We start from the raw sequence: 23573 nt of genomic DNA, 5'->3' as shown, positions 1-23573 counted from the left end.
TGTCGCGAAAGGGCTGCATAGCAGCCCCAGGGTTTCAGCGACAAATCAGAAATTGCCGGGGCCGCTATGCGGCCCTTTCGCGGCACAAGGCCGCTCCTACAAAGGTTTCGCAAGGCTTGAGGCACGCGCTTGCAGCCACTCCATCAACTCGACCAACCCCGCGGGCATGGTCTTCGAAGGCGTCACCAAGTAATAGCCCTTCCCGGTCGTCACCTTCAGTTCGAACGGCATGCACAACCGACCTGCACGCAGGTCGTCGCCGATCAGCGAAAAATCGCCGATGGCGATCCCCGTCCCTTGGGAAGCCATGGCCATCGCCATGTCCAACGTCTCGAAATGCTGCTTCGGCCCCTGGGGCTCGAACCCGGCATTGACCGCCTGCAACCACAGTCGCCAGTCATGTTCGTCCCTCGAAGGGTGCAGCAGCATCTGCCGCGCCAGGTCCCGCAACTGCAAGGGGCCGCTCGATAGCGATGGCGCGCAGACCGGCGTCAGCTGTTCGTCGAACAGTTTGTGTACCTGCAGCCCATGGTTCGGCGCCGCGCCATACACCACGGCCGCATCGAAGCCCTCGCGGCGAAAATCCACGCCATGCTGCACCGTGGTGGTCAACTCCACCGGCACATCCGGGCGCAGTGCCTGCCATTCCAGCAAGCGTGGCAGCAGCCAGCGCATCACACAGGTCGGCGCCTTGAGCTGGAGTGTCGCGCTGCGTCCGCCGACCTCGCGCACGCCTTGTTCGATCAGGGCGAAGATCTGCTGCACCCGGGGCAGCCAGTCCTGTCCTTCGCGGGTCAGCGCCAGGCCCCGGGCCTGGCGCTGGAACAGCGCGTAGCCCAGGTGCTCCTCGAGCCCGGCGATCTGCCGGCTGACCGCGCCCTGGGTGATATGCAGCTGTTGCGCGGCGCGGGTGAAGTTGCAGTGCTGGGCGGTCACCAGGAAGGTGTGCAGGGCGGGGAGGGGCGGCAGGCGTTTCATCGTGACAAGCCATGATATGGGGTCATGGCTAGTATGTGTTTTTTTGCATTGTGGCGGTAGTCGGCGCTTGGTTCCATGAGCACAGGTCTCAACAAGAATCGGGTACTCGATGATGGCAACCTGTGGTGAAGTGCTGGTCAAACTCCTCGAAGGCTATGGCGTCGATCATGTCTTCGGCATTCCCGGTGTGCATACCGTAGAACTCTACCGCGGCCTGGCCGCCTCCTCGATCCGTCACATCACCCCGCGCCACGAGCAGGGGGCCGGGTTCATGGCCGACGGCTACTCGCGTACCCGGGGCAAGCCTGGGGTGTGCTTCATCATCACCGGCCCGGGCATGACCAACATCACCACTGCCATGGGCCAGGCCTACGCCGACTCGATCCCGATGCTGGTGATTTCCAGCGTGCAATCGCGCAGCCAGCTGGGCGGCGGACGCGGCAAACTGCACGAGCTGCTCAACCAGGCCGGCTTGGTCGCGGGGGTGGCGGCGTTCTCGCACACGCTGATGAGCGCCGATGACCTGCCCGAGGTGCTGGCCCGCGCTTTCGCCGTGTTCGACGGTGCCCGCCCGCGCCCGGTGCACATCGAGATCCCGCTGGATGTGCTGGTGGAGCCCGCCGATCACCTGTTGCCGGGCCGGGTGGTGCGCACCACCCGTGCCGGTGCCGCGCCACAGACCGTGCAGCGCATGGCCGTGCGCCTGGCCAAGGCGCGGCGTCCGCTGATCCTCGCTGGTGGCGGTGCGCTGGAGGCGGGCGCCGGGCTGGCGCGGCTGGCCGAGCACCTGCAGGCGCCGGTGGCGCTGACCATCAACGCGAAGGGGTTGTTGCCCGCCAACCATCCGCTGCAGATCGGCTCGACCCAGACCCTGCCGGCCACCCGTGCGCTGGTGGCCGAGGCCGACGTGGTGCTGGCCATCGGCACCGAACTGGCCGAAACCGACTACGACGTGACCTTCAAGGGCGGCTTCGAGATTCCCGGCAGCCTGTTGCGGATCGATATCGACCCGGACCAGACGGTCCGCAACTACCTGCCCGAACTGGCCCTGGTGGCCGATGCCGTCCAGGCTACCGAAGCACTGTTGGTGGCCCTGAACCTGCAGGCGCAACCGCCGCGCGATAGCGATTGGGGCGCGGCGCGGGCCGCCCGCTTGCGCCAGGACAACGCAGCCAGCTGGGACCAGCCGACCCTGAGCCAGACCCGTCTGCTGACCAGCATCCTGCAAACCCTGCCGGACGCCATCCTGGTGGGCGACTCGACCCAGCCGGTCTATACCGGCAACCTGACCCTGGACATGGCCAGGCCGCGTCGCTGGTTCAATGCCTCGACCGGTTACGGCACGCTGGGCTACGCGTTGCCGGCCGCCATGGGCGCCTGGCTGGGCAGCGCCGAGTCGCCCGCCGTACGCGCACCGGCGGTGTGCCTGATCGGTGACGGCGGGCTGCAGTTCACCCTGCCCGAGCTGGCCAGCGCGGTCGAGGCGCAGGTGCCGCTGATCGTGCTGCTGTGGAACAACCAGGGGTACGAGGAAATCAAGAAGTACATGGTCAACCGGGCGATCGAGCCGGTCGGTGTGGACATCCATACTCCGGACTTCATTGGCGTGGCGCGGGCGTTGGGGGCTGAAGCCGAGAACGTGGGCGATGTGGGGCAGTTGCAGGCGGCGTTGGGCCGGGCAGTGGAGCGTCAGGGACCGACCTTGATCCAGGTGGATCAAGGTCAGTGGCAGCGGGCGGTTCAGGGCTGAAGCTGTAGCGAGGGCTTTGCCCTCGATCGCGGGGCAAGCCCACTCCTACAGTCGTCCGATGCTCGTCGCTCTTCAGCTGGCGCTGGCGCGCAGGCGCGCCACGTCGCGAATTGGCGGCGCACCGTACAAGCGGCTGTACTCGCGGCTGAACTGTGACGGACTTTCATAGCCCACCCGGTAGCCGGCCACCGCAGCCTCCAGTCCGTCGTTGAGCATCAGTCGCCGCGCCTCCTGCAGGCGCAGCTGCTTCTGGTACTGCAACGGGCTCATCGAGGTCACCGCCTTGAAACGGTGGTGCAGGGTCGAGGTGCTGAGGTTGACCTCGCGTGCCAGGTCTTCGATGCGCAACGGCTCCTGGTAATGCCGGTTGAGCCAGGCGATGGCTTGGCATACCCGGTGGGTCTGGCTGCTGGACAGGGCGATCTCGCACAGGCGCCAGCCCTGGGGGCCGCGCAGCACACGGTACATCAGTTCGCGGCGCACCAGTGGGGCGAGCACGGCGATGTCCCGTGGGCTGTCGAGCAGGCGCACCAGGCGCAGCAGCGTGTCGAGCAGTTGCGGATCGCTTTTCTCCACGAACAGTCCACGGCCGGAAGCCTGGCCAGGGACCAGTATCGGCCCGCTCTCGGCTATCAACTGGCTGATCTGCGCCGGATCGATGTCCAGGCGCAGGCCCAGACAGGGATTCTCTGGGCTGGCTTCGAGGAGGGCGCCGGTGATGGGCAGCGTCACCGAGACCACCATGTAATGCAGTGGGTCGTAGGTATAGCGTTCGTCGCCCAGGAACAATGTCTTGCTGCCCTGGGCCAGAATGCACAAGGCCGGTTGCGCCAGGGCCGGCATGCCGCGCACATCCTCTTCGTAGCGCGTCAGGTACAGGTCTTCGATGGCCGACACCGAGCCATGGGGGCCTTGGGCGTGACGCCGGATCAGCCCGGCCAGCTCCTGGCGTTGCTGCTCCAGAAGCGGATCAAGGGGCGTGGATGAAGTCATGGCGGGATTCCTCTGCTGACCGACGCAGCATAGGTTTGGGCAATGGCAGATGCTAGTCGAAAGCTGCAGATCGATTGCCTGATCCTGCCGCGCTGCAGGATCAGGCAATCGGCCGGCAGTAATGGCCTAACGGCCCGCGCGGGCGAACCCCTAACCTTGGCAGCCTGGTTTTCCCGTCCGTAGCGCTTCAAGGAGATCGTTCATGACCCAGCAGCAACCGGTCACACACCTGGCTTTCATCCGCGCCAGCAACGGTCGTTCTGCGGAACTCGGCGTGCGCCTGCGCGACCTGCTCGAGCCGTCGCGACGTGCGCCGGGCTGCCTGAGCTTCAGCGTGCAGCGCTCGCAGGTCGATGCCGACCTGTGGCTGCTCAGCGGCAGCTGGTGCGACCAGCAGGCGATGAGTGGCTATTTCGCCTCGCCCACCCTCGATGTGTTCGGGGAGCTGGTGCAGGAGCAGGTGGTCAGCAGCCTCGACCTGCATACGTTCGCCTAGCGTGTAGAATGCCGCCCCTCGATCACACAGGCGCAGAGCGACATGGCACGTAGAGAATTCCCCCACTTCGAAGCGGTTTCGGCAATGGTTCCGGTGCAAGGCGGCGGCTACCACGCGGCGATCGCCGTGAAGGCCCTGGGCATGGGTGGCGCGCCGCGCTTTCACAAAGTGCTGGACGGGCAGGTGTTCCAGTCGGCGATCGCGGCCGACGAGGCCGCTTGTGCCGAACTCGAACGCCTGCAGGGCGTGGGCGAGGAAGGTGAACTGATCTTCTGATCAGACCTGTGGGCGTGCCATCTTGAACAACTCGCCCAGCGCAAAGTAGTCGGCCGGGCCGCCGCCGCGCAGGATGGGCTCGGCGGCGGCGGTATCGTAGATGCCGTCCTTCAGCAGGTGCTCGGCAATGTGCACCGCCACCACCTCGCCGAGGATCAGCCAGCTGGGCACCACTTCCTGGTCCGCACGCTTGAGCTGGACGATCTGGCTGACCTTGCATTCGAAACTCACCGGGCTTTCGCCGACACGCGGCACCTTGACCACATTCGAGGCGGTCGGGGTGAGGCCGCTGAGCACGAACTCGTCGACATCCGCCGCCACGGCGGCGCAGCTCTGGTTCATTCGTTCCGCCAGCGGACGGGTGGCCAGGTTCCAGACGAACTCACCGGTCTGCTCGATGTTGTTCAGGCTGTCTTTGCGCCCGACGCTGCAGAAACCGATGATCGGAGGGATGTAGTTGAAGGCGTTGAAGAAGCTGTAGGGCGCCAGGTTCAGACGGCCTTCGCGGTCGTGGCTGGAGATCCAGCCGATGGGCCGTGGGCCGACGATGGCGTTGAACGGGTCGTGGGGCAGGCCGTGGCCTTTGGCGGGTTCGTAGTAGTACATCTGCGCAAGGCCGCGAGGCCCTTCCTGGTGGGGGACAAGGCGCCTAGTGTGCCAAGGCTTGGCTCGGCTGCAAATGATCAAGCCCGGCCGAAGCCGGGCTGGTTGCGCGCATCAGCGATCAGCTGATGCGGTGGCCGTTGGTGCGGTCGAAGCCGTCTTCGGCGAAGCGTTGGCCGCCGGTGCGGTCGAAGCCGTCCTCTGCGAAGCGTTGGCCGCCGGTGCGATCGAAGCCGTCTTCGGCGAAGCGTTGGCCACCGGTGCGGTCGAAGCCGTCTTCGGCGAAGCGCTGGCCGCCGGTACGATCAAAGCCATCTTCTGCGTAGGTGGCCGACTGGCTCTGCACGGCAGCGAAGGTGTGGGCGCCGGTACGATCGAAGCCGTCTTCGGCAAAGGCACCAGTGGTCAGAACAGAGAGGGCGAGGGTGAGGATCAGTTTGTTTTTCATGGTCGTTGCTCCGGTGAGTTGCTAGGGGTTGTTGTTTCTATGGGTTCAATGCTACGCCTATAAAATCGATAAAAAAGCGCAAAAAATAGCGCATAAAAATCTGTTTATTCGATTGCTAAGGGTGCGGCTATCCCTGGCTTGCAGTGGGCATCGCCTGTGGCGTGCAGCACGACCGCCAATGAATTTTCCAGTTCGACAAAGATGAAAGGCGGAAATTAATGGGGAGTTAAGGGCACGCGAGCCTGGGGATTAAGCAATCAACGGATTTTTCATGCGGCTCAAACCGATTTTTCAGGCTTCGCTCGCCACCATCGCCGCACTTGAACCCCTGGAGCGGCACACCCATGAACAAACTCCCGCAAATCACCTTGGCCTTCTGGGTCATGAAGATCTGCGCCACCACCCTCGGCGAGACGGCCGGCGACCTGCTGTCGATGACCCTGGACATCGGCTACGCCATGAGTTCGCTGTTGCTTATCAGCGTGTTCCTGGTGACCCTGGTCACCCAGCTCTACTCGCGCCGATATCACCCGATGCTGTATTGGCTGGTGATCCTTTCCACCAGTACCGCCGGTACCACCATGTCCGATTTCATGGACCGGACCCTGGGCATGGGCTACGCCATGGGCTCGGCACTGCTGATCGGCATTCTCCTGCTGACCTTTGCCCTGTGGCGCCTGAGCGGCAACCCGCTGGACGTCAGCCGCATCCGCAATCGTGGTGGCGAGCTGTACTATTGGGTAGCGATCCTGTTCTCCAACACCCTGGGCACCGCCCTGGGCGATTACCTGGCCGATGATTCCGGCCTGGGCTTCGCGGGTGGCGCGCTGCTGATCGGCTCGGCGATCGCGCTGGTGGCCGCAGCCCGCTACTGGACGAAGATCTCGGGCGTCGTGCTGTTCTGGATCGCCTTCGTCCTCACCCGTCCGTTCGGTGCCACGCTGGGCGACGTGCTGACCAAGTCACACGAGAAAGGCGGGCTGGACTTCGGCACAGTCGGCTCATCGCTGGTGCTTGGCGGCGTGCTGCTGGTACTGGTGCTGATGGCCACCTATTACCAGCGTCGCGAGCCACAGCGGGTGGCCGAGTTGTCGTAACCGGTCTTGTTCAGGTCTCTCGGGTATCAATCCTGTAGCGGGTACTTCGCCCACCGCCGGGCAGGCGAACCAGGCAGTGCTTATCCAGCAGGTCGGCAAGGTGCCGGGTGGCCGTGGCCTTGGATACCTTGGCCACCGCCTGGTACTGGCTGGCGCTGATACCGGCCTCGAACCCGCGAGGCCCACCATCGAGCAGGCGGTTGAGCACCTTGACCTGTTCGGGCAACAAGCCGTCGCCACGATGGATCAGCCAGAAGCGTGCCTTGGCCAGCACCCGGTCGATGCGCACCAGCGCTTGCTGGAGGCTGCGCAGCAAGGTGGCAAGGAACCAGGCCAGCCACTGTGTGACGTCCAGCCCACCGCGCTGGCTGCTTTCAAGGACTGCGTAGTAGCCGGCCCGGTCTTCCAGGATGCTGCTGGACATGGCGTAGAAACGGACCGCCCGTTGCTCGCCCTGGGCCAATGCCAGGTCTGTGATGGCGCGGGCCAGGCGGCCATTGCCATCGGCGAAGGGGTGCAAGGTGACGAACCAGAAATGGGCGAGCCCCGCGCGCAGCAGGGGGTCGAGTTGCCGATCGCTGCGGCTGTACTCGAACCAGTCGAGAAACTGCTGCACCTGCTGCTCCAGGCCAGCACGCGGCGGTGCTTCGAAATGCACCCTGGGTTTGTCGATACGCCCCGACACCACCTGCATCGGGGCATCGTCGCGCCATGCGCCGACTGGCATGGGTGGTGCGAGCTTGGTGTCATGCTCGGGGAACAGCCAGCAGTGCCACAGGAACAGGCGTTGCTGATCCAGAGGCCGAACATAGCCCATGGCCGCGTCCACCATCAGTTCGGCCAGGCCCTCGCTGCGTGTTGTGGTCGTCCCCGGCTCAGCGATGCCGAGCCGGCGGGCCAAGGAAGAGCGAACGGACTCCACATTGAGCTGCTCGCCCTCAATGGCCGAGGACGTGACAATGTTCTGCAGCAGGGTATCGAGCGTATCGAGGTTGGCATTGGCCTCGGTCACCGCCCCCGCTCTGCCCAGCAGGCAACCCTGCGTCTGGACGCAGTCCCTGAGCAAGGTTGCCAGTTGTGCCGCGTCCCAACGAAAGTCGGGCCAGTCGGCCTGCTGCCAGACCCAGACGGTGTCTGCAGCCGTGTGCGCTTTTGGAGTCATGAGCCAAATAATAGCGCCATTCGGCTCATTTTGTGAGCCGAATGACGCTATTATTCGGCTCACGGTCCATTAAAAAAGGGGCGCCCGGTCATCCGGAGCGCCCCTTTCAGTTCTGCGAGGAGGGATCAGTCGGTGGTGATCCGCGAATGCTGCTTGGTGTCCTTCATGGTCGCGTACACCAGCAACGAACAGGCGATGCAGGCGGTGACGTACCAGTAGAAGCCGGTCTCCATGCCGATGCTCTTGAACCACAGGGCCACGTACTCGGCGGTGCCGCCGAAGATCGAGACGGTCAGGGCGTACGGCAGGCCGACGCCCAGGGCGCGGATTTCGGTCGGGAACAGTTCGGCCTTGACCACGGCGTTGATCGAGGTGTAGCCGCTGACGATGATCAGCGCGGCCATGATCAGGAAGAACGCGCCCCACCAGGTCTGGATGGTGTGCAGGGTGCTGAGGATCGGCACGGTGAAGAGGGTGCCGAGCACGCCGAAGGCGATCAGGATCGGACGTCGGCCGATCTTGTCGGACAGCCCGCCGATCACCGGCTGCAGGCACATGAACAGGAACAGCGTGGCCGCCGAGATGGTGGTCGAGTCGCTGATGCTCATGCCCACGGTGTTGACCAGGTACTTCTGCATGTAGGTGGTGTAGGTGTAGAAGGCCAGGGTACCGCCCATGGTCAGGCCGACCACGGTCATCAGTTCCTTGGGATGGCGCAGCAGGGTGCGCATCAGGTTTTCCTTGGACTTCTCCTTCTTGGTGAAGGAGGCGGTCTCTTCCATGCCACGGCGCAGGTACAGGGCGACCACCGCGCACAGCGCGCCGATCACGAACGGTACGCGCCAGCCCCAGGCATACAGCTCCTCGGTGGTCAGGGTGTTCTGCAGGACGATCAGCACCGCCAGGGCGATGAGCTGGCCCGAGATCAGGGTGACGTACTGGAAGCTGGAGAAGAAGCCACGGCGTTCCTTGCTGGCCATCTCGCTGAGATAAGTGGCCGAGGTACCGTACTCACCACCTACCGACAGGCCCTGCATCAGGCGGGCGACGACCAGCAGGATCGGCGCGGCGACGCCGATGGTCTCGTAGCCAGGCGTCAGGGCGATGACCAGGGAGCCTGCGCACATCAGCAGCACCGAGGCCATCAGTGCCGCCTTGCGGCCCTTGCGGTCGGCGTACAGGCCCATCAGCCAGCCACCGATCGGGCGCATGAGGAAGCCCACGGCGAAGATCGCGGCGGTGTTGAGCAGTTGGGCGGTGGTGTCGCCGGCGGGGAAGAAGGCCTTGGCGAAGTACAGCGAGAATGCGGCGTAGACGTACCAGTCGTACCATTCGACCATGTTGCCGATGGAACCACTGAAGATCGATTTGAGGCGGCTGGCGGTGGACTTTTGCGCGGCGGGCGCAACGGCCGCCCCGGTGGGCAGAGTGCTGGCGTTATCCATCAGGGATACCTTCTCGTTGTTTTTGTGGAGCGCGCTCGAGGCGCAGCTTGAGAAGGGTTTTGCAGGAGGTGTGCCAGATGAGTGCGTGGTGATCCATTCGAGGGCGTCGCGGGGGAAAGCCTGCTTCCACGCAAAGCCTGTGCCGCCTGCGTTTCAGAGACCTTCGTGGGAGCGGGCTTGTCCCGCGATGAGGTGTGAAACAACGGCACCGGATAGGCGGTTTTCCGCTTGTTGGCCTGATTTACTGAGCAATAATCCGCTCATTCGCGCTCAAGAAAGTCCTCTCTTAACAACCCATGGCGCTGCATCTTTTCATTGAGTGTGCGTCGCGGCAGTTGCAATGCCTCCATCACGCCCTTGATCTCGCCCTTGTGCTGGCGCAGTGCTGCGCGCAGGCACTGGGCTTCGAACGCTTCCATCTGCTCGACCAGGGATTGCCCGCCGGACTCGATCTCCAGGGCCGGCGAGCCCAGCCCCAAGGCATGTCGTTCGGCGGCATTGGCCAGCTCGCGCACATTGCCCGGCCAATCGTGGGCCAGCAGGCGCGCCAGCTGCACGCCGCTCAGCGGCGGGGCGCTGCGCCCGAGGCGTTCGGTGGCGGCGCGGGCGAAATGCTCGAACAGCAGCGGGATGTCCTCACGCCGTTCGCGCAGCGGCGCCAAGCGCAGCTCGGCGACGTTCAGGCGGTAGGCCAGGTCTTCGCGAAAGCGCCCGGCGCGGGCTTCCTCGAGCAAGTCCGGCTTGGTCGCGGCAATGATGCGCAGGTCGACGCTGATGCTCTGGTTGGCGCCCAGCCGCTCGAGCTTTTGCTCCTGGATCACCCGCAGCAGTTTGGCCTGCTGGGCCAGGGGCATGCTCTCGATTTCGTCGAGGAACACGGTGCCGCCATTGGCGTACTCCAGTTTGCCGATACGCTTGCCCTGGGCACCGGTGAACGCGCCGCTCTCATGGCCGAACAGCTCGGCCTCGAACAACGTCTCGGGAATGGCCGCGCAGTTGAGGGCGACGAAGGGCTTGTCGGCGCGCGGGCCGAAGTCGTGCAGGCAACGCGCCACGCGCTCCTTGCCGCTGCCGGTTTCGCCACGAATCAGCACGTTGACCGGCAGGCCGGCCAGCTCCAACACCTGGCGGCGCAGTTGCTGCAGGCCCTGGGACATGCCCAGCAGGGTGTTCTCCAGCTGCGCCTTGAAGTCGGCCTGTTCATGCAGGCGGCGGTTCTCCAGGACCAGCTGGCGCTTTTCCAGGGCGCGGCGCAGGCTGCCCATCAGGTGTTGCGGGGTGAAGGGTTTTTCCAGGAAGTCATAGGCGCCATTGCGCATCGCTTCCACGGCCATGGGCACGTCGCCATGGCCGGTGAGCAGGATCACCGGCAGGTCGGGGTCGCTCGCCTGCAACCGTTCGAGCAGCTGCAGGCCGGACATGCCGGGCATGCGCACGTCGCTGAGGATCACCCCGGGGAAGTGCGGCTCGAGCCTGTCCAGGCAGTCCTCGGCGCGGGCGAACAGCTGCACGCTGAAGCCTGACAGGCTCAGCCATTGTTCCACCGCGGTGCGGATGCTCGCTTCGTCGTCGACGACGATCACCGAATTCAACATACAGGCTCCAGGTCGCGGGGCAGGGTGAGGCTGAAGCGGGCACCGCCCGGCAGGTTCTCGACCTGCAGGCGGCCACCGGCGTCGATGACGATGCCATAGGAGATGGCCAGGCCCAGGCCCAGCCCTTCGCCGACCGGCTTGGTGGTGAAGAACGGATCGAAGACCCGGTCCAGGTCGCAGTCGAGGATGCCGCCACCGGAATCGAGCACGCTCAGGCGCCACTGCGCATCGTCGGCCTCGATGCGGATCTCCAGGCGTTTGTAACGCTTGTCGGCCATGGCGTCGATGGCGTTGCGCAGCAGGTTGATCAGCACCTGCTCCAGGCGGATCGCGTCACCGCGTACCCAGGCCGGGCGCGCCAGGTACAGCGCCACTTCGACGCCTTCGGCGCGGATGCGGGTGTCCAGCAGGTGCAGCGCCTGGTCGACCACGGTGGCCAGGTCCAGGCGCTCGCGCAGGCCGCCGGGGCTGTTGCGGGCGAAGGTCTTCAGGTGGCCGGTGAGCGCGGCCATGCGGGTCAGCATCTGCTCCAGCGGCTCCAGGGCCTGGCGCGCCTCGTCATGGCGACCATGATCGAGCAGCAGGCGCAGGGTTTCCAGCTGCATGCGCTGGGTGGTCAGCGGCTGATTGATTTCGTGGGCCAGGGCTGCCGACATCTGCCCCAGTGCCGCCAGTTTGGCCGATTGCACCAGGCCTTCCTGGGCGGTATGCAGTTCGCGGGTGCGCTCCTCGACCAGGCGCTTGAGCTCTTCGCGGCTGCGTTGGCGCAGGCGGGCCAGGCGCAGGCGCTGGCTGACGAACAGCACGGCGAACACCAGGCTCAGCCAGATTGCCGCGGCGGCGAGGGCGGCGTTGCGCCCGTCCTCGGCGACCTGCGGCTTGCGCAGCAGGTGCAGGGTCCAGCCTTCGGCCTCCAGGGGCAGGCGCTCCCACAGGTACTCGGCGGTGCCATCCGGGCCCTGGACGCGGGTCAGGTGGCTGGTGTCGGTGAAGCGGGTCAGGGCCTGGTGCTGCAGGGGCACCAGCGGCTGCTTGTCGTACTGGCGGGTTTCGGCCAGTTCGGCGCGGTCGGCGCCGGACAGCGGTTGCAGCTCGCGGTAGCGCCAGCCGTCCTGGTTGGCGATGAAGGTGATCCCGCGGGCATCGCTGACCAGCAGGATGTCGCTGCCCTGGCGCCACTCGCGCTCGAGCTCCGGGAACTCCAGCTTGACCACCATGGCGCCGAGGAAGCGGCCGTGTTCGTCGTTCACCGCGTTGGACAGGAAGTAGCCCGGCACGCCGCTGGTCACGCCGACGGCGTAGAAGCGGCCGCTGCCCTGGCTGCGGGTCTGCTTGAAGTAGGGGCGAAAGCCGTAGTTGGAACCGACATAGGTGGTCGGCAGGCGCCAGTTGCTGGCGGCGATGGCCAGGCCCGTGCGGTCGAGCAGCTCCAGGGTGGAGGAGTTGGCGGCGCCATTGATGCGTTCGAGCTTGTGGTTCAGGGCGTCCTGCACCGGCTCGGTGACCGGGCCGCGCAGGGCGGCGATCAGTTCTGGGTCCAGCGCCAGCACCGCGGGCAGGGCGCGGTAGCGCTCGATCAGGGTATGCAGGGCATTGGCGTACAGGCCCAGTTGCTCGCTGGCCCGACGGGCGTCGGTTTCCATGGCCTGGCGCTTGGCCTGGTGCATGGCCCAGCCGGCGCTGAGGGTGGTGCCGACCAGGATCAGCAGGATGATCAAACCCAGGCGCAGGGCGCGGAAGGATGAGGGCATGGGGCGGATCCGGGATCTCGGTTGTCTGTGCCGGCCTCATCATGGGGAAAGCCCGCTCCCACAGGGGACATGCACAATCCTGTGGGAGCGGGCTTGACCGCGAAGGGGCCGAACCTGCTTAACGCAACTCGAAGCTCTGCTGCTGTACCGCCTGCGAGTCGAGGCCGATCTGCACATTGAACTGGCCGGCTTCGGCAACGTGCTGTAGTTGGCCATTGTAGAACTTCAGGTCCTGCTCACTGATGTCGAAGGTCAAGGTTCGCGCTTCGCCGGCCTTGAGCATGACTTTCTGGAAGTTCTTCAGCTCCTTGACCGGGCGGCTCATCGACGCGCTCTGGTCCTGGATATACAGCTGCACCACGGTCTCGCCATCGCGCTTGCCGGTGTTCTTCACCGTCACCCTGGCCTGCAGGGTGCCGCCACGCTTGAGTTCCTTCTGCGACAGCGCCAGCCCCGAAAGCTCGAAGCTGGTGTAGCTCAGGCCGTAGCCGAACGGGTACAGCGGGCCGTTGGGCTCCTCGAAGTACTGCGAGGTGTAGTTGCCCGGCTTGCCCGGGGTGAACGGGCGGCCGATGCGCATGTGGTTGTAGTACATCGGGATCTGCCCGACCGAGCGCGGGAAGGTGATGGCCAGGCGACCGGACGGGTTGTAGTCGCCGAACAGTACGTCGGCGATGGCGTTGCCGCCCTCGGTGCCGCTGAACCAGGTCTCGAGGATGGCGTCGGCCTGCTCGCGCTCCCAGGCGATCGACAGCGGACGGCCGTTCATCAGCACCAGCACCAGGGGCTTGCCGGTGGCCTTCAGCGCCTTGATCAGGTCACGTTGCACCGCCGGGATCTCGAGGGTGGTACGGCTCGACGATTCGTGGGACATGCCACGGGATTCGCCGACCACGGCCACCACTACATCCGACTGCCTGGCGGCCTTGACTGCTTCATCGATCAGCACGGCGGCCGGACGTAGGTCGTCGACGATTTCCGGGGCGTCGAAGTTGAGGAAGTTCAGGTAGTCGAACATGGCCTTGTCGCCAGTCACGTTCGAGCCCTTGGCGTAGACCAGCTTGGCCTTGCCTTCGACGGCGCGGCGCAGGCCCTCGCGCACGGTAACCGAGTGCTGCGGTTTGCCGTCGGCGGCCCAGCTGCCCATCATGTCGATCGGCGCGTCGGCCAGCGGGCCGACCAGGGCGATGGTGCCGGACTTCTTCAGCGGCAGTGTCTGCTCGCGGTTTTCCAGCAGCACCAGGCCACGGCGTGCCACGTCGCGAGCGGCGTCACGGTGCAGGCGGTCTTCGGCGTAGTAGTCCTTCAGGTCGGTTTCGGCCTTGGGAATACGTACATAGGGGTCCTTGAACAGTCCCATGTCGTACTTGGCGCCCAGTACTTCACGCACCGCCTGGTCCAGCTCGGCCTGGCTGACTTCGCCGGACTTCAGCAGCCCAGGCAGTTCCTCGCCGTAGAGGGTGTCGTTCATGCTCATGTCGATGCCGGCCTTGATCGCCAGCTTGGCCGCTTCCCGGCCGTCGCGGGCCACGCCATGGCGGATCAGTTCCTGGATGGCGCCGTGGTCGCTGATGGTCACGCCCTTGAAGCCCCACTCCTTGCGCAGCAGGTCGTTCATCAGCCAGGTGTTGGAGGTGGCCGGCACGCCGTTGATCGAGTTCAGCGCCACCATCACCCCGCCTGCACCGGCGTCGAGCGCGGCGCGGTAGGGCGGCAGGTAGTCGTTGTACATCTTCGGCAGGCTCATATCGACCGTGTTGTAGTCGCGCCCGCCCTCCACCGCGCCGTACAGGGCGAAGTGCTTGACGATGGCCATGATGCTGTCGGCGTTGGCCGGGCTCGAGCCCTGGAACGACTTGACCATCACCTGGCCGATCTTCGAGGTCAGGTAGGTGTCCTCGCCGAAGCCTTCGCTGGTGCGCCCCCAGCGCGGGTCGCGGGCGATGTCGACCATCGGCGCGAAGGTCATGTCCAGCGAGTCGGCGGCGGCCTCGATGGCCGAGGTGCGGCCGACCTTGGCGATGGCGTCCATGTCCCAGGACGAGGCCAGGCCAAGGCCGATCGGGAAGATGGTGCGCTCGCCGTGGATGGTGTCGTAGGCGAAGAACATCGGGATCTTCAGGCGGCTGCGCATGGCCGCGTCCTGCATCGGCCGGTTCTCGGGAGCGGTACGCGAGTTGAAGGTGCCACCGATGCGTCCGGCAGCGATTTCCTCGCGGATCTTGTCGCGGGGCATCTCGGGGCCGATGCTGATCAGGCGCAACTGGCCGATCTTCTCGGCCTCGGTCATCTGGCCGACCAGATGGTCGATGAACGCCTGCTTGTCTTGCAGGGGCGCGGCGGTAGGGGCGGCAAGGGCCGCCTGACTGGCAAGGCCCATGGCCAGGCCCAGCAAAGACAGTTTCATCATCAATTCCGTTGTCGAGTGATAAGCGGCTGGCCGAGACGTTTCGTACGCCTGTTGTTGTCGCGTCCGCTGGCGGTTCTGTGGATCATTCATCCATGATCCGGCGCAGTCGCGGATTATGCCTTATATGAGGCGTTTGTTGAGATACACTCTCGCCCACCCGATTGCCGGGATAACAACGATAAGAACGCTCGAGAGACGAAGGCATGACCGAATACGAACAGCGCCAGATCGCCGAGGCGATCGCCCGTGCCGAGCGGCGTACCGATGCGGAACTGGTGACCGTGCTGGCCCGCCGCGCCGACGACTTCCCCTATTTGCCGTTGCTCTGGGCCGCCCTGTTGGCCTTGCTGATCCCCGGCGCGTTGCATTTGTGGCTGGGCGGTATCGGCGTCAACGGCCTGCTATTGGCGCAGATGCTGACCTTCATCAGCCTGTGTCTGCTGCTGCGCCACCCGCGCCTGGCGGCCTGGGTGGTGCCGTCGGTGCTGCGGCGCAGGCGTGCATCGGGGCTGGCCCGCCAGCAGTTTCTCGAACTCAACCTGCAGCGTACCGCTGGTGCCACGGGGGTGCTGATCTTCGTCAGCGAAGCCGAGCGTCATGTCGAGATCCTGGTCGACGAAGGCATTGCCCGGCACCTGCCGGAGCAGGCGCGCGAGGCGATCGTCGCCCGCTTCACCGACCAGGTGCGCCAGGGCCATACCCTGCAGGGGTTCGTCGAATGCATCGAGGCCTGCGGTGAGCTGCTCAGCGAACACGTGCCACCCACCCATGCGCGCAATGAGCTGCCTAACCGCTTGGTGATTCTCGACTGATTCTTGTGGTCTGAATCAATGCCTGTTGTTGTGGGAGCGGGCTTGCCCCGCGAACACCGGCGAAGCCGGTGTCATGCATCGAGTTATCGGTTTCGCGGGCAAGCCCGCTCCCACAGGGGTTCGCGATGGCCGGACATCAACGTAGAATGCCTGGCATTGCGCATAGCGCCCCCCGCATTCCGAGGCACCCGTTCCCATGTCGTCCCCTTCCTCCGCCCCCACCGCGCCGGACGCGCGTGCCCAGTTCCTGAGCCTGCTCGCCGATGCCCTGGCCGATGGCAGCCTGAGCAAGCTGGTGCTGGCCCGTCATGTCGGCGCCGACCAGACCCTGCAGCGGATCATCGCCAAAGCGGTACAGATCAAGGGCCAGGCCTGTCTGTCGATGGTCTACCGTCACCAGACTCGCGACATCACCCGCAACCTGGAGCTGGCCCCGGCGTTGGCGCTTGTGGCCGAGCTGCTGCCGGAGAGCTTTCGCAATGCGCACCTGTTCACCGCCACCGGCGAGGTGCAGCTGGAGTTCAGCAAGAAGGGCAAGCCGATGCTACGCCGCCACCTGGCCCAGGCCCAGCCGGCGCCACGCGAGACGGGGGCTGGCGGGCACGACCGCGAGAAGAAACGCTACCTGGAACTGTCGCGACCCTTCCTGCGCGACCTGGGAGTGACCGATGCGCAAGGCGCGCTGATCCCGTCGATGTCGCGCAAGTGGAAGCAGATCAACAAGTTCATCGAAGTCTTCGATCATGCCTTGAGCGGCGCGCCGGTGGACGAACAGCAGTGCCTGAAAGTCGCCGACTTCGGCTCGGGCAAGGGCTACCTGACCTTCGCCATGCACGATTACTTGCGCAATACTCTCGGGCGTGAGGCGCAGGTCACCGGTGTCGAGTTGCGTGCGGACATGGTCGAGCTGTGCAACGCCGCCGCCGCGCGCCTGGAGCATCCGGGCCTGGTGTTCGAGTGCGGTGATGTGCGTAGCGTAGTGCCTGAGGCCATCGACGTGATGATCGCCCTGCATGCCTGCGACATTGCCACCGACTACGCCATCCACACCGGCATTCGTTGCAACGCCGCGATCATCATGTGCTCGCCGTGCTGCCACAAGCAGGTTCGTCCGCAATTGCGCAGCCCCGGCCTGTTGCAGCCCATGCTGCAGTACGGGCTGCACCTGGGGCAGCAGGCCGAAATGCTCACCGACAGCTTGCGGGCGCTCTATCTTGAGGCCTGTGGCTACGAGACCAAGGTGTTCGAGTTCATCTCGCTCGAGCACACCAACAAGAACAAGATGATTCTTGCGGTCAAGCGCCGACAGCCCCAGGACAATGCCGCGCTGCTGGAGAAGATCGCCGAGCTCAAGGCGTTCTATGGGGTACGCGAGCATTGCCTGGAAACCCTGCTGCAGGCGGATGGCCTGATTGCTGGGTGATTGAAACCTACAGCACCTTCCCAGTTTCGGTTAGGCCGTTTCCGAAAGAGCCCTTCTGAGCCTGTTGCAGCCTTCCTGGCACCTAGTCTGGCTTGTGGTGACGTCCGTCGGCGTCGCCTGGTTGTCACTTGACAACCTTTCTTCCATGCCCATACTGGAGCTCAATCGATGGCCCGTCCTCTCCATCCAAACAAGGAAGTCGAGCAGTCCCTGGCACACGCTGAGGCGCAGGGCTGGAAAGTCACGGTGCGGGGCGGCCATTGCTGGGGGCGGATCTATTGCCCCAACAACGACCGCGAGTGCCGCTGTGGCGAGTTCTGCATCACCAGCGTGTGGAGCACGCCCAGAAATCCGGGCACCTTCGCTCGCCAGTTACGCCGGGTCGTGGACAACTGCACGTCGATGCGCGGGATCGTCAAACAGCCAGTGGAGCGAAAGTGATGGAGTACGAATTCACCCTCAAGTACCAATTGCACGACGGCGTGGACGTCGATGCACTGATCGAGCTTCTGGGAGAGGCCGGTTGCGATGACGCGGTGGTCGGTAGCGGTCAGCCCGGCCGCCTGGCCCTGGCCTTTGCCCGCGAGGGCAAGTCTGCATGGGAGGCGATGCACAGCGCCCTGGAGAATGTCCGGCAGGTCTTGCCGGAGGCCCGCCTGATCGAGGCCAGTCCCGACCTGGTCGGCCTGACCGATGTGGCGGCGCTGGTGGGGGTGTCCCGGCAGAACATGCGCAAGCTCATGCTCACGCATCACCGCACCTTCCCGGCCCCGGTGCATGACGGCAGCCTTTCGCTCTGGCACCTGGCCGACATCCTGGCCTGGATGCAGGAGCGGGGTACCCACGCCGTTGCCCAGGCGCTCCATGAACTGGCTGTCGTGGCGATGCAGGTGAATGTCGCCAGGGCACAGGAGCGGGTGGCGAGCGGCAGGTGATGCAGTCCATTGCATCATCGCCGTTGCGCAGGATCAGAAGAACCGGGTCACGCTGATCTTGGCATTGCGCCCCTGGGTGTAGGCGTTCTCGCCTGACAGCTCCGGCCGGATGGCCTTGTTGAACAGGTTGTCCACGGTCAGGTTGACCTCGGTGCCCTTGAGGTACGGCTGCTGGGGTTTCCAGTTGGCGAACAGGCCGTGAATCTCGTACTTCTCGTTGCCGAAGTTGTCGTAGTAGCGGTCGCCCAGGGCACTGGCCGGGCCCTCGAAGTATTTGTCACTGGGCAGGTGGTGGGTGGCGCCGACGAACTGTGCGGTCCAGCCGACACGGGCGTCCCAGGACGGAATCTTGACCCCCAGGGTGGTGATCCATTTCGGCGCCGGCACATCCTTGGCCCACACGTCGGGGCCCCAAGGATTGGTGTAGGCGCCCTCGTGGCGACCTTCCATCCACGAGTACGAAACCGCCCCGAACCAATAGGTGGCGTCGTAGAAGGTCTCGATCTCGAAGCCCTTGTAGGTTACGTCACCGATATTGCGGTAGTTGCCCATCAGTCCGTCGCCGCAGGTGTTGGCGATGGTGCCGCCGTTTACCAGCTGTTCCTGGCAGCCGATGCCGGTGGCCTTGAAGATCTCGTCAGTGACCTTGTTGTGGAATGCCATGGTGCGAATCTGCGCGCTGTCACCCTGGCTGAACACGTTGGTGAAGGTGCTGATGCTCCCCACCCGCACACCGGTAATGCGCTCGGGGTCGAGGTTGCGACTGGTGGCGGTGCGGCTGCCGACACCCTGCACTTCATACTGTTCATCAAGCACCGGGGCGCGCCAGGTCTTGCTGTAGTCGGCGAACAGCGCGGTCTGCTCGTTCATTTTCCAGAACAGCGACAGACGTGGCGACCAACCGCTGTAGGTCTTGTCGCTGTAGTCGTGGCCAGCCGCCGGGTTGTTGTAGTACGGCGCCTGGTTGGGCTTGCCCTCGTTGGTCACGTGGTCGTAGCGCAACGACGGGGTGATGGTCAGGTCGCCGAAGGTGATGGCGTCCTGCAGGTAGTAACCTTGGCTGTCGACCTGGCCGCTGGGCATGAAGTACGGCTGGTAGTGGCCATAGTTGTACTTGGGTACTTCGTAGGTCTTGCCGGGCATCCACATCTGCGTGTCCCGGTCATGGCGGCGCACCTGCACGCCAGCGGTAAAAGCATGTTCCAGGGGGCCGCTGAGGAAGGTGCTGGTGTTCTTCACATCGAGCATGCGGTCCTTGTACTCGGTATCCATCTTGCGCCCACCGGTGGCGGGCTGGAAGAACGCCGTAGCGTCGCGCTCATCGGTCTGCTTGGTGTCCGATTCGGAGTACTTCACCTGCAGGTCCACCCACGGGTTCTCGATCGGTTGGTACTTGTAGGTGGCCGACCAGGTGGTGTCGATGGTGCGGCGGTTGGCTAGGAAACGTTTGAGGGCAGCTTCGTATCCGTATTTCTGGATATCCGCCGCGGTGGGCGGTGTGCTGAAGGCGGTCGATGAGAACGTGGTCCAGCGCTGGCTTTCCGATTGTGCCCAGGACAGTCCCAGGCTGTGCTCGTCGGTGAAATGGATGTTGGTCTTGAGCAGGGCGCCATCCAGGTCCAGGGCACTGTAGGGGATGCGCTGAGGGTTGATCGGCCATTTGCCGGTGGGGTCGGGCAGGCTATCGGCCATCTTCAGGTTGCCGCCGTCGCGCTTGGTGTAATACACCAGGCCGTCGATGCGACCGTCGTCGGTACGGCCGAACAATGCCGAGCTGTAGATCTGCTGGTGGTCGTTGCTGCCATAACCGTATTTGAGCATCGCACCGCTGTTGCGACCCTCCTGCAGCAGGTCGCCGGCGTCCTTGGTCTCCATGTTGACGCTGCCGCCGAAACCGCCATTGCCGGTCTTGACCGAGTGCGGTCCTTTTTCGACCTCGATGTGTTTGATCAGCTCGGGCTCGATGAATATGGTGCCTTGTTGATAGCGCTCGAAGCCGCTTTTGGGCGCACCGTCGAGGGTCATTGGCACGTCCTCGGCGTCGCCGAAGCCCCAGATGTTGATGGTCTGGCCGCCGGGCTTGGACGAGCCGCCCATGTTCACTCCCGGCAGGGTCGCCAGCACGCTTGGAATGTTGCTGGGCTGGTAGCGGTCAATCTGCTCCTGGTCGAGGGTCGAGCGCCCGACGTTGCCTGCGTCGACTTGCTGGCCGTCACCGACGATGCTCACGGCCCCAAGTTGCAGGCTGTTATCGGCAGTCGGGTCGTCCTCGCGCAGGCGCACCACGTAGGTGTTGCCCATGCGCACGACACTGAAGCGGCTGCCCTGCAGCAGGCGCCCGATGGCCGCCTCGGCCTCGAAGTCGCCCTTGAGCGCCGGTGCCTGGGCGCTGCCGAGCAGGGCCTCGTCGAACAGCAACTGGACCTTGGCCTGCTGGGCCAACTGGCTCAGCGAACGGGCCAGCGGTTGCGCCGGCAGGTCAAAGGGTACCGGCGCGGCTTCGGCGGCCAGGCTCATGGCCAGGCACAGGGCCAGCAGGGTGGGTCGGACAGGCAGGCAGTGCAAAGGACGCAACGCGGACAACATGGATTCCCCCAAACGGCAAAAGGCCGGAAAAAGCCCGCCATCACGCGGCAGGCGGGGAGGAAGACGCGGCGTTGCGACAAAACCTCACCTGCGAATGATAAAAATTCTCAAATTATTTTTTAGCGTCGCTCGATGCGCAGACGCCCGTCGGCGAGCAAGGTGGTCTTGACCGGCAACAGCGCGGGCAGGGCATTGAGCAGGGCGTCCGGATCGTGCACGTCGAGGTTGCCGGACACCTTGTAGCGGCCAAGTGCCGGATCGGCCAGCACCACCGGGTGCTGGCGATACAGGCCGAGCTCGTCGACCAGGCTGGCCAGTTCGCGGTTGCGGAAGCTCACATGGCCCTCGCGCCAATCGGCAACCTGCTGCTCGCCGAGTTCGTGACGGGTCAGGCTGCCACGCGCCAGGTCGTAGGTGGCGCCCTGACGGGCACCGAGCAGCACGGGCGGGTGTCGCTCGCCCGGCGTATCGAACGCCACCTGGCCGTGGGCGACCGCCACCACCAGTTCGCGCTCGCCACGGCGCAGGTCGAAGCCGGTGCCGACCACGCGCACCCGGCCGCTGCCGGCATCGACGAACAGGGGGCGCTCCTTGTCCGGCGCCACCTCGATGTACAGCTGGCCGTGGTCGAGATGGATCAGCCGGCGCTCGGCGCTGAAGTCCAGGCGCAGGCGGGTCTGGGCGTTGACGAAGAGCTGGCTGCCGTCGGGCAGTTGCAGGGTCTGCAAGGCCTGGCTGGCGGCGATGCGCTGGCTGAAGGCGGTGCTGCCCGCCCCCAGGTTGCCCGCCAGCATCGCGCAGACCAAGGCCGCTGCGGTTGCCAGGGCCGGACGCCAGCGTGGCGTGCGGCGCACCGGCAAGGGCACGGGGCGGTTGGCCTGCTTGAGCGCGGCCAGGTCATCCCACAACTGTTCGAACTGGCGGTAGGCGCGGGTGTGCTCGGGCGTCTGCATCCACAGGGCGAACGCCTTGCGCTCCTGGCGCGACGGCTGGTTGCGGTTGCGGCTGAACCAGCTCGCCGCCTGGGCGTCGATCGGGCGCGGGTCGAGCTCGTCGGTGGGGGTCATGGGAACTGCTCCGTGCCGTTGTCACTGTCCAGGCGTTGCTTACATTGCAGCAGGGCGGCGGCGATGTGCTTCTCGACCATGCTGACGGAAATGTTCATGCGTTCGGCGATCTGGGCCTGGGTCAGGCCTTCGAAACGGTGCAGCATAAGGGCTTCGCGGCGTCGCGGCGAGAGTTCGCTGAGCACCTGGCGCAATTGATTCAGCCGTTGTTGCTGTTGGGCATGGTCCAGCGGGTCATTGGCCGGTGGTTCATGTGCTTCGGGCAGGTTGTCGTCGGCCAGCACCGCGTGGCGGACTTTCTGCCGTCGCCAATGGTCGCTCAGCAGGTTGCGCGCCACCTGGAACAGGAACGCGCGGGGCTGCTCCACCTTGGCCCGGTCCCGGTAGCCCAGCCACTGGGCGAACACATCCTGGGTCATGTCAGCGGCATCGCTGGCATTGTCCATGCGCTTGCGCAGGAAATGCAGGATGTCGGCATAGAAACCGTGGGCGACAGGGTCGGGCTTGGGGCGCTGCATGCACGCTTTCCGGGCTGGCGTGGAGGAAAGGGTGCGGATCTTATCGAGAATTATTTACATTTGCAAAGTTGCCGATTCAATGTCGACGAGCGTGACTGGCGGGCACAGTAATCGCCAGTTCGGCCAACCCCAGGGGATGACTGGCTGAATCGAAGAAATGCAGGGGAATTTGGTCAAGATCGGCGAAACGGTCGATAAAGTGCTGCTTCTGGTTGATGATCGAGGCCTCGCTCAATGGCCGGATGGCGATGGCCAGGTGCCGGGGCCGTGCCTGGCGGATGGCCTCGAGCAGGTGCTGGTCGCTGGCGTCCAGATGCTGGCCGAACAGGCACAGGCCACCCTGTTCGCGGGCCAGCTGGCCCAGGCTCCAGGACAGGTAGTCCGAGTGGCGGATGGCGCGCAGCTTGTCGTCGCTGCGGCTCTCGTTGACGAACAGCGGCACTTCGCCAGGGATGTTGACGGCGAAGCCTTCGAGCAGTTCGGCCTGCTCCGCGCCACGCTGGCGGGTGCTGCCATCGGGTAACTTGAGCAGGTGCATGCCGCCATGCAGGTGCAGCACACGAATGCCTTCGACCTGGCTGCGGCGCACATCGAAGAAGCCCTGCTCGTCGAACAGGCTGGAGAAACCTTGCGCATCCTGGGCCACGGCCCAGGGCAGGATCAGGTCGTAGTTGCTGGTGTAGACGGTGCGGTACTGGCGCAGCGCCTGGTTGATGGCCGTGCGCGTAGCGTCGGGGAACAGCGGCCAGGGCAGGTGCACCGCGCGAACCGCGTGGATCAGCGCTTCCTTGATCGAGTAATAGCGGTTCAGCGGCGCGGTGGAGTTGATCGCCAGTGCGGCGTTGGCCCGTACCGTGGTGTTCAGGGTGCTGAGCACCGGCTCGAACAGCTCGCTGCCCAGGGCCTTGAACAGCGCCTGGTCGCTCACCCCCAGCGCCTTGTGTCGCACCTGCTGGGCTTGCTCGAACAACGAGAAGTAGCCGAACGGTTTCCACAGCGCGCGGCTGGCGCCGTTGCCCAGCAGCAGGGCCGTGCTGGGGTGGCGCTGGTTGAGGTCGGCCCAGGAGGGCAGGTGGGCGTCGAGAGCGGGCATGGGTGGTCCGTTGGGTGTGGCGGAAAACGCCGGGGACTTTAGCATGTCATGCAGAGTGTGCGAGGCTTGCGCCTTCAAGGACTGCACCGTTGACCTTGCCGGCGTCTTCCGGAGGCCGGCCCCGATCTGCAAAGG

Annotated in this window: 21 protein-coding genes; 8 read left to right on the top strand and 13 right to left on the bottom strand. The window is 65.0% G+C overall.

The annotated features are described in order from the left end of the window. Positions 1–96 precede the first annotated feature (96 nt). Positions 97–978 (bottom strand): LysR substrate-binding domain-containing protein, encoded by an 882-nt coding sequence (locus tag HU735_RS08365; protein ID WP_186713116.1) that lies wholly within the window; start codon positions 976–978, stop codon positions 97–99. 112 nt (positions 979–1090) lie between these two features. Between HU735_RS08365 and HU735_RS08360 the strand changes: the two genes are divergently transcribed. Beyond that, the gene (locus HU735_RS08360; RefSeq protein ID WP_186713161.1) at positions 1091–2728 is read left to right on the top strand and encodes a 5-guanidino-2-oxopentanoate decarboxylase; all 1638 of its coding nucleotides are present in this window, start codon (positions 1091–1093) and stop codon (positions 2726–2728) included. 72 nt (positions 2729–2800) lie between these two features. On the opposite strand, the gene HU735_RS08355 is transcribed toward HU735_RS08360, so the two are convergent. Then, positions 2801–3721, bottom strand: coding sequence for an AraC family transcriptional regulator (locus HU735_RS08355; protein WP_050703927.1), 921 nt, complete (start codon positions 3719–3721; stop codon positions 2801–2803). 202 nt (positions 3722–3923) lie between these two features. On the opposite strand from HU735_RS08355, the gene HU735_RS08350 reads away from it, so the two are divergent. Further along, a complete protein-coding gene (locus HU735_RS08350) occupies positions 3924–4217 on the top strand; it encodes an antibiotic biosynthesis monooxygenase family protein (RefSeq protein WP_050703928.1) in 294 nt (97 codons plus the stop codon). A gap of 42 nt (positions 4218–4259) precedes the next feature. Beyond that, positions 4260–4493, top strand: coding sequence for a hypothetical protein (locus HU735_RS08345; protein WP_186713115.1), 234 nt, complete (start codon positions 4260–4262; stop codon positions 4491–4493). Here the strand turns inward: HU735_RS08345 and HU735_RS08340 are convergent, their stop codons facing one another. Further along, positions 4494–5099: a flavin reductase family protein gene (locus HU735_RS08340; protein ID WP_186713114.1), complete on the bottom strand. Its 606-nt coding sequence runs from the start codon at positions 5097–5099 to the stop codon at positions 4494–4496. 118 nt (positions 5100–5217) lie between these two features. Continuing rightward, complete coding sequence (locus HU735_RS08335) at positions 5218–5544, bottom strand: hypothetical protein (protein ID WP_186713113.1); 327 nt, start codon at positions 5542–5544, stop codon at positions 5218–5220. Between the two features lie 344 nt (positions 5545–5888). On the opposite strand from HU735_RS08335, the gene HU735_RS08330 reads away from it, so the two are divergent. Then, entirely contained in the window at positions 5889–6641 is a 753-nt protein-coding gene (locus HU735_RS08330; RefSeq protein WP_186713112.1) for a hypothetical protein, read from the top strand. Between the two features lie 10 nt (positions 6642–6651). On the opposite strand, the gene HU735_RS08325 is transcribed toward HU735_RS08330, so the two are convergent. The 5 genes from HU735_RS08325 to bglX form a co-directional block, all read right to left on the bottom strand. Then, the gene (locus HU735_RS08325; protein ID WP_186713111.1) at positions 6652–7803 is read right to left on the bottom strand and encodes a Fic family protein; all 1152 of its coding nucleotides are present in this window, start codon (positions 7801–7803) and stop codon (positions 6652–6654) included. Between the two features lie 125 nt (positions 7804–7928). Further along, complete coding sequence (locus HU735_RS08320) at positions 7929–9230, bottom strand: MFS transporter (protein ID WP_177330821.1); 1302 nt, start codon at positions 9228–9230, stop codon at positions 7929–7931. A 278-nt stretch (positions 9231–9508) separates the two neighbouring features. Further along, a complete protein-coding gene (locus HU735_RS08315) occupies positions 9509–10843 on the bottom strand; it encodes a sigma-54 dependent transcriptional regulator (RefSeq protein WP_186713110.1) in 1335 nt (444 codons plus the stop codon). Continuing rightward, positions 10837–12594 carry an ATP-binding protein gene (locus tag HU735_RS08310; RefSeq protein ID WP_186713109.1) on the bottom strand — a complete coding sequence of 586 codons (1758 nt, stop codon included), beginning with the start codon at positions 12592–12594 and terminating at the stop codon, positions 10837–10839. Before HU735_RS08310 ends, HU735_RS08315 begins: the two co-directional genes overlap by 7 nt. Before the next feature lie 118 nt (positions 12595–12712). Beyond that, positions 12713–15004: a beta-glucosidase BglX gene (gene bglX / locus HU735_RS08305; protein ID WP_186713108.1), complete on the bottom strand. Its 2292-nt coding sequence runs from the start codon at positions 15002–15004 to the stop codon at positions 12713–12715. Positions 15005–15207: 203 nt separating this feature from the next. Between bglX and HU735_RS08300 the strand changes: the two genes are divergently transcribed. From HU735_RS08300 to HU735_RS08285, 4 genes are all read left to right on the top strand, one after another. Next, on the top strand, positions 15208–15816 hold the full coding sequence (locus tag HU735_RS08300) for a TPM domain-containing protein (protein ID WP_186713107.1): 609 nt from the start codon (positions 15208–15210) through the stop codon (positions 15814–15816). A gap of 196 nt (positions 15817–16012) precedes the next feature. Continuing rightward, positions 16013–17239 (top strand): SAM-dependent methyltransferase, encoded by a 1227-nt coding sequence (locus tag HU735_RS08295; RefSeq protein WP_186713106.1) that lies wholly within the window; start codon positions 16013–16015, stop codon positions 17237–17239. A gap of 168 nt (positions 17240–17407) precedes the next feature. Beyond that, a complete protein-coding gene (locus HU735_RS08290; protein ID WP_028690183.1) occupies positions 17408–17680 on the top strand; it encodes a hypothetical protein in 273 nt (90 codons plus the stop codon). After that, a complete protein-coding gene (locus HU735_RS08285; protein ID WP_186713105.1) occupies positions 17680–18174 on the top strand; it encodes a DNA-binding protein in 495 nt (164 codons plus the stop codon). Before HU735_RS08290 ends, HU735_RS08285 begins: the two co-directional genes overlap by 1 nt. A 33-nt stretch (positions 18175–18207) precedes the next feature. Here HU735_RS08285 and HU735_RS08280 read toward each other — a convergent pair whose 3' ends face one another. The 4 genes from HU735_RS08280 to HU735_RS08265 form a co-directional block, all read right to left on the bottom strand. Continuing rightward, positions 18208–20760 (bottom strand): TonB-dependent receptor, encoded by a 2553-nt coding sequence (locus HU735_RS08280; RefSeq protein ID WP_186713104.1) that lies wholly within the window; start codon positions 20758–20760, stop codon positions 18208–18210. A gap of 119 nt (positions 20761–20879) precedes the next feature. Next, complete coding sequence (locus HU735_RS08275; RefSeq protein WP_186713103.1) at positions 20880–21827, bottom strand: FecR domain-containing protein; 948 nt, start codon at positions 21825–21827, stop codon at positions 20880–20882. Next, entirely contained in the window at positions 21824–22345 is a 522-nt protein-coding gene (locus tag HU735_RS08270) for an RNA polymerase sigma factor (protein ID WP_050703944.1), read from the bottom strand. Before HU735_RS08270 ends, HU735_RS08275 begins: the two co-directional genes overlap by 4 nt. Positions 22346–22421: 76 nt before the next feature. Beyond that, the gene (locus HU735_RS08265; RefSeq protein WP_186713102.1) at positions 22422–23438 is read right to left on the bottom strand and encodes a DUF4917 family protein; all 1017 of its coding nucleotides are present in this window, start codon (positions 23436–23438) and stop codon (positions 22422–22424) included. Positions 23439–23573: the final 135 nt, after the last annotated feature.

This window comes from Pseudomonas sp. BW16M2 (genome assembly GCF_014268865.1).
Taxonomy (GTDB): domain Bacteria; phylum Pseudomonadota; class Gammaproteobacteria; order Pseudomonadales; family Pseudomonadaceae; genus Aquipseudomonas; species Aquipseudomonas peradeniyensis.
This window is presented reverse-complemented; position numbering and strand designations above follow the sequence as displayed.

Excerpts from the sequence above, each read along its gene's own strand:
- HU735_RS08365 (WP_186713116.1), bottom strand. The coding sequence starts at position 978 with ATGAAACGCCTGCCGCCCCTCCCCGCCCTGCACACCTTCCTGGTGACC.
- HU735_RS08360 (WP_186713161.1), top strand. The coding sequence starts at position 1,091 with ATGGCAACCTGTGGTGAAGTGCTGGTCAAACTCCTCGAAGGCTATGGC.
- HU735_RS08355 (WP_050703927.1), bottom strand. The coding sequence starts at position 3,721 with ATGACTTCATCCACGCCCCTTGATCCGCTTCTGGAGCAGCAACGCCAG.
- HU735_RS08350 (WP_050703928.1), top strand. The coding sequence starts at position 3,924 with ATGACCCAGCAGCAACCGGTCACACACCTGGCTTTCATCCGCGCCAGC.
- HU735_RS08345 (WP_186713115.1), top strand. The coding sequence starts at position 4,260 with ATGGCACGTAGAGAATTCCCCCACTTCGAAGCGGTTTCGGCAATGGTT.
- HU735_RS08340 (WP_186713114.1), bottom strand. The coding sequence starts at position 5,099 with ATGTACTACTACGAACCCGCCAAAGGCCACGGCCTGCCCCACGACCCG.
- HU735_RS08335 (WP_186713113.1), bottom strand. The coding sequence starts at position 5,544 with ATGAAAAACAAACTGATCCTCACCCTCGCCCTCTCTGTTCTGACCACT.
- HU735_RS08330 (WP_186713112.1), top strand. The coding sequence starts at position 5,889 with ATGAACAAACTCCCGCAAATCACCTTGGCCTTCTGGGTCATGAAGATC.
- HU735_RS08325 (WP_186713111.1), bottom strand. The coding sequence starts at position 7,803 with ATGACTCCAAAAGCGCACACGGCTGCAGACACCGTCTGGGTCTGGCAG.
- HU735_RS08315 (WP_186713110.1), bottom strand. The coding sequence starts at position 10,843 with ATGTTGAATTCGGTGATCGTCGTCGACGACGAAGCGAGCATCCGCACC.
- HU735_RS08310 (WP_186713109.1), bottom strand. The coding sequence starts at position 12,594 with ATGCCCTCATCCTTCCGCGCCCTGCGCCTGGGTTTGATCATCCTGCTG.
- bglX (WP_186713108.1), bottom strand. The coding sequence starts at position 15,004 with ATGATGAAACTGTCTTTGCTGGGCCTGGCCATGGGCCTTGCCAGTCAG.
- HU735_RS08300 (WP_186713107.1), top strand. The coding sequence starts at position 15,208 with ATGACCGAATACGAACAGCGCCAGATCGCCGAGGCGATCGCCCGTGCC.
- HU735_RS08295 (WP_186713106.1), top strand. The coding sequence starts at position 16,013 with ATGTCGTCCCCTTCCTCCGCCCCCACCGCGCCGGACGCGCGTGCCCAG.
- HU735_RS08290 (WP_028690183.1), top strand. The coding sequence starts at position 17,408 with ATGGCCCGTCCTCTCCATCCAAACAAGGAAGTCGAGCAGTCCCTGGCA.
- HU735_RS08285 (WP_186713105.1), top strand. The coding sequence starts at position 17,680 with ATGGAGTACGAATTCACCCTCAAGTACCAATTGCACGACGGCGTGGAC.
- HU735_RS08280 (WP_186713104.1), bottom strand. The coding sequence starts at position 20,760 with ATGTTGTCCGCGTTGCGTCCTTTGCACTGCCTGCCTGTCCGACCCACC.
- HU735_RS08275 (WP_186713103.1), bottom strand. The coding sequence starts at position 21,827 with ATGACCCCCACCGACGAGCTCGACCCGCGCCCGATCGACGCCCAGGCG.
- HU735_RS08270 (WP_050703944.1), bottom strand. The coding sequence starts at position 22,345 with ATGCAGCGCCCCAAGCCCGACCCTGTCGCCCACGGTTTCTATGCCGAC.
- HU735_RS08265 (WP_186713102.1), bottom strand. The coding sequence starts at position 23,438 with ATGCCCGCTCTCGACGCCCACCTGCCCTCCTGGGCCGACCTCAACCAG.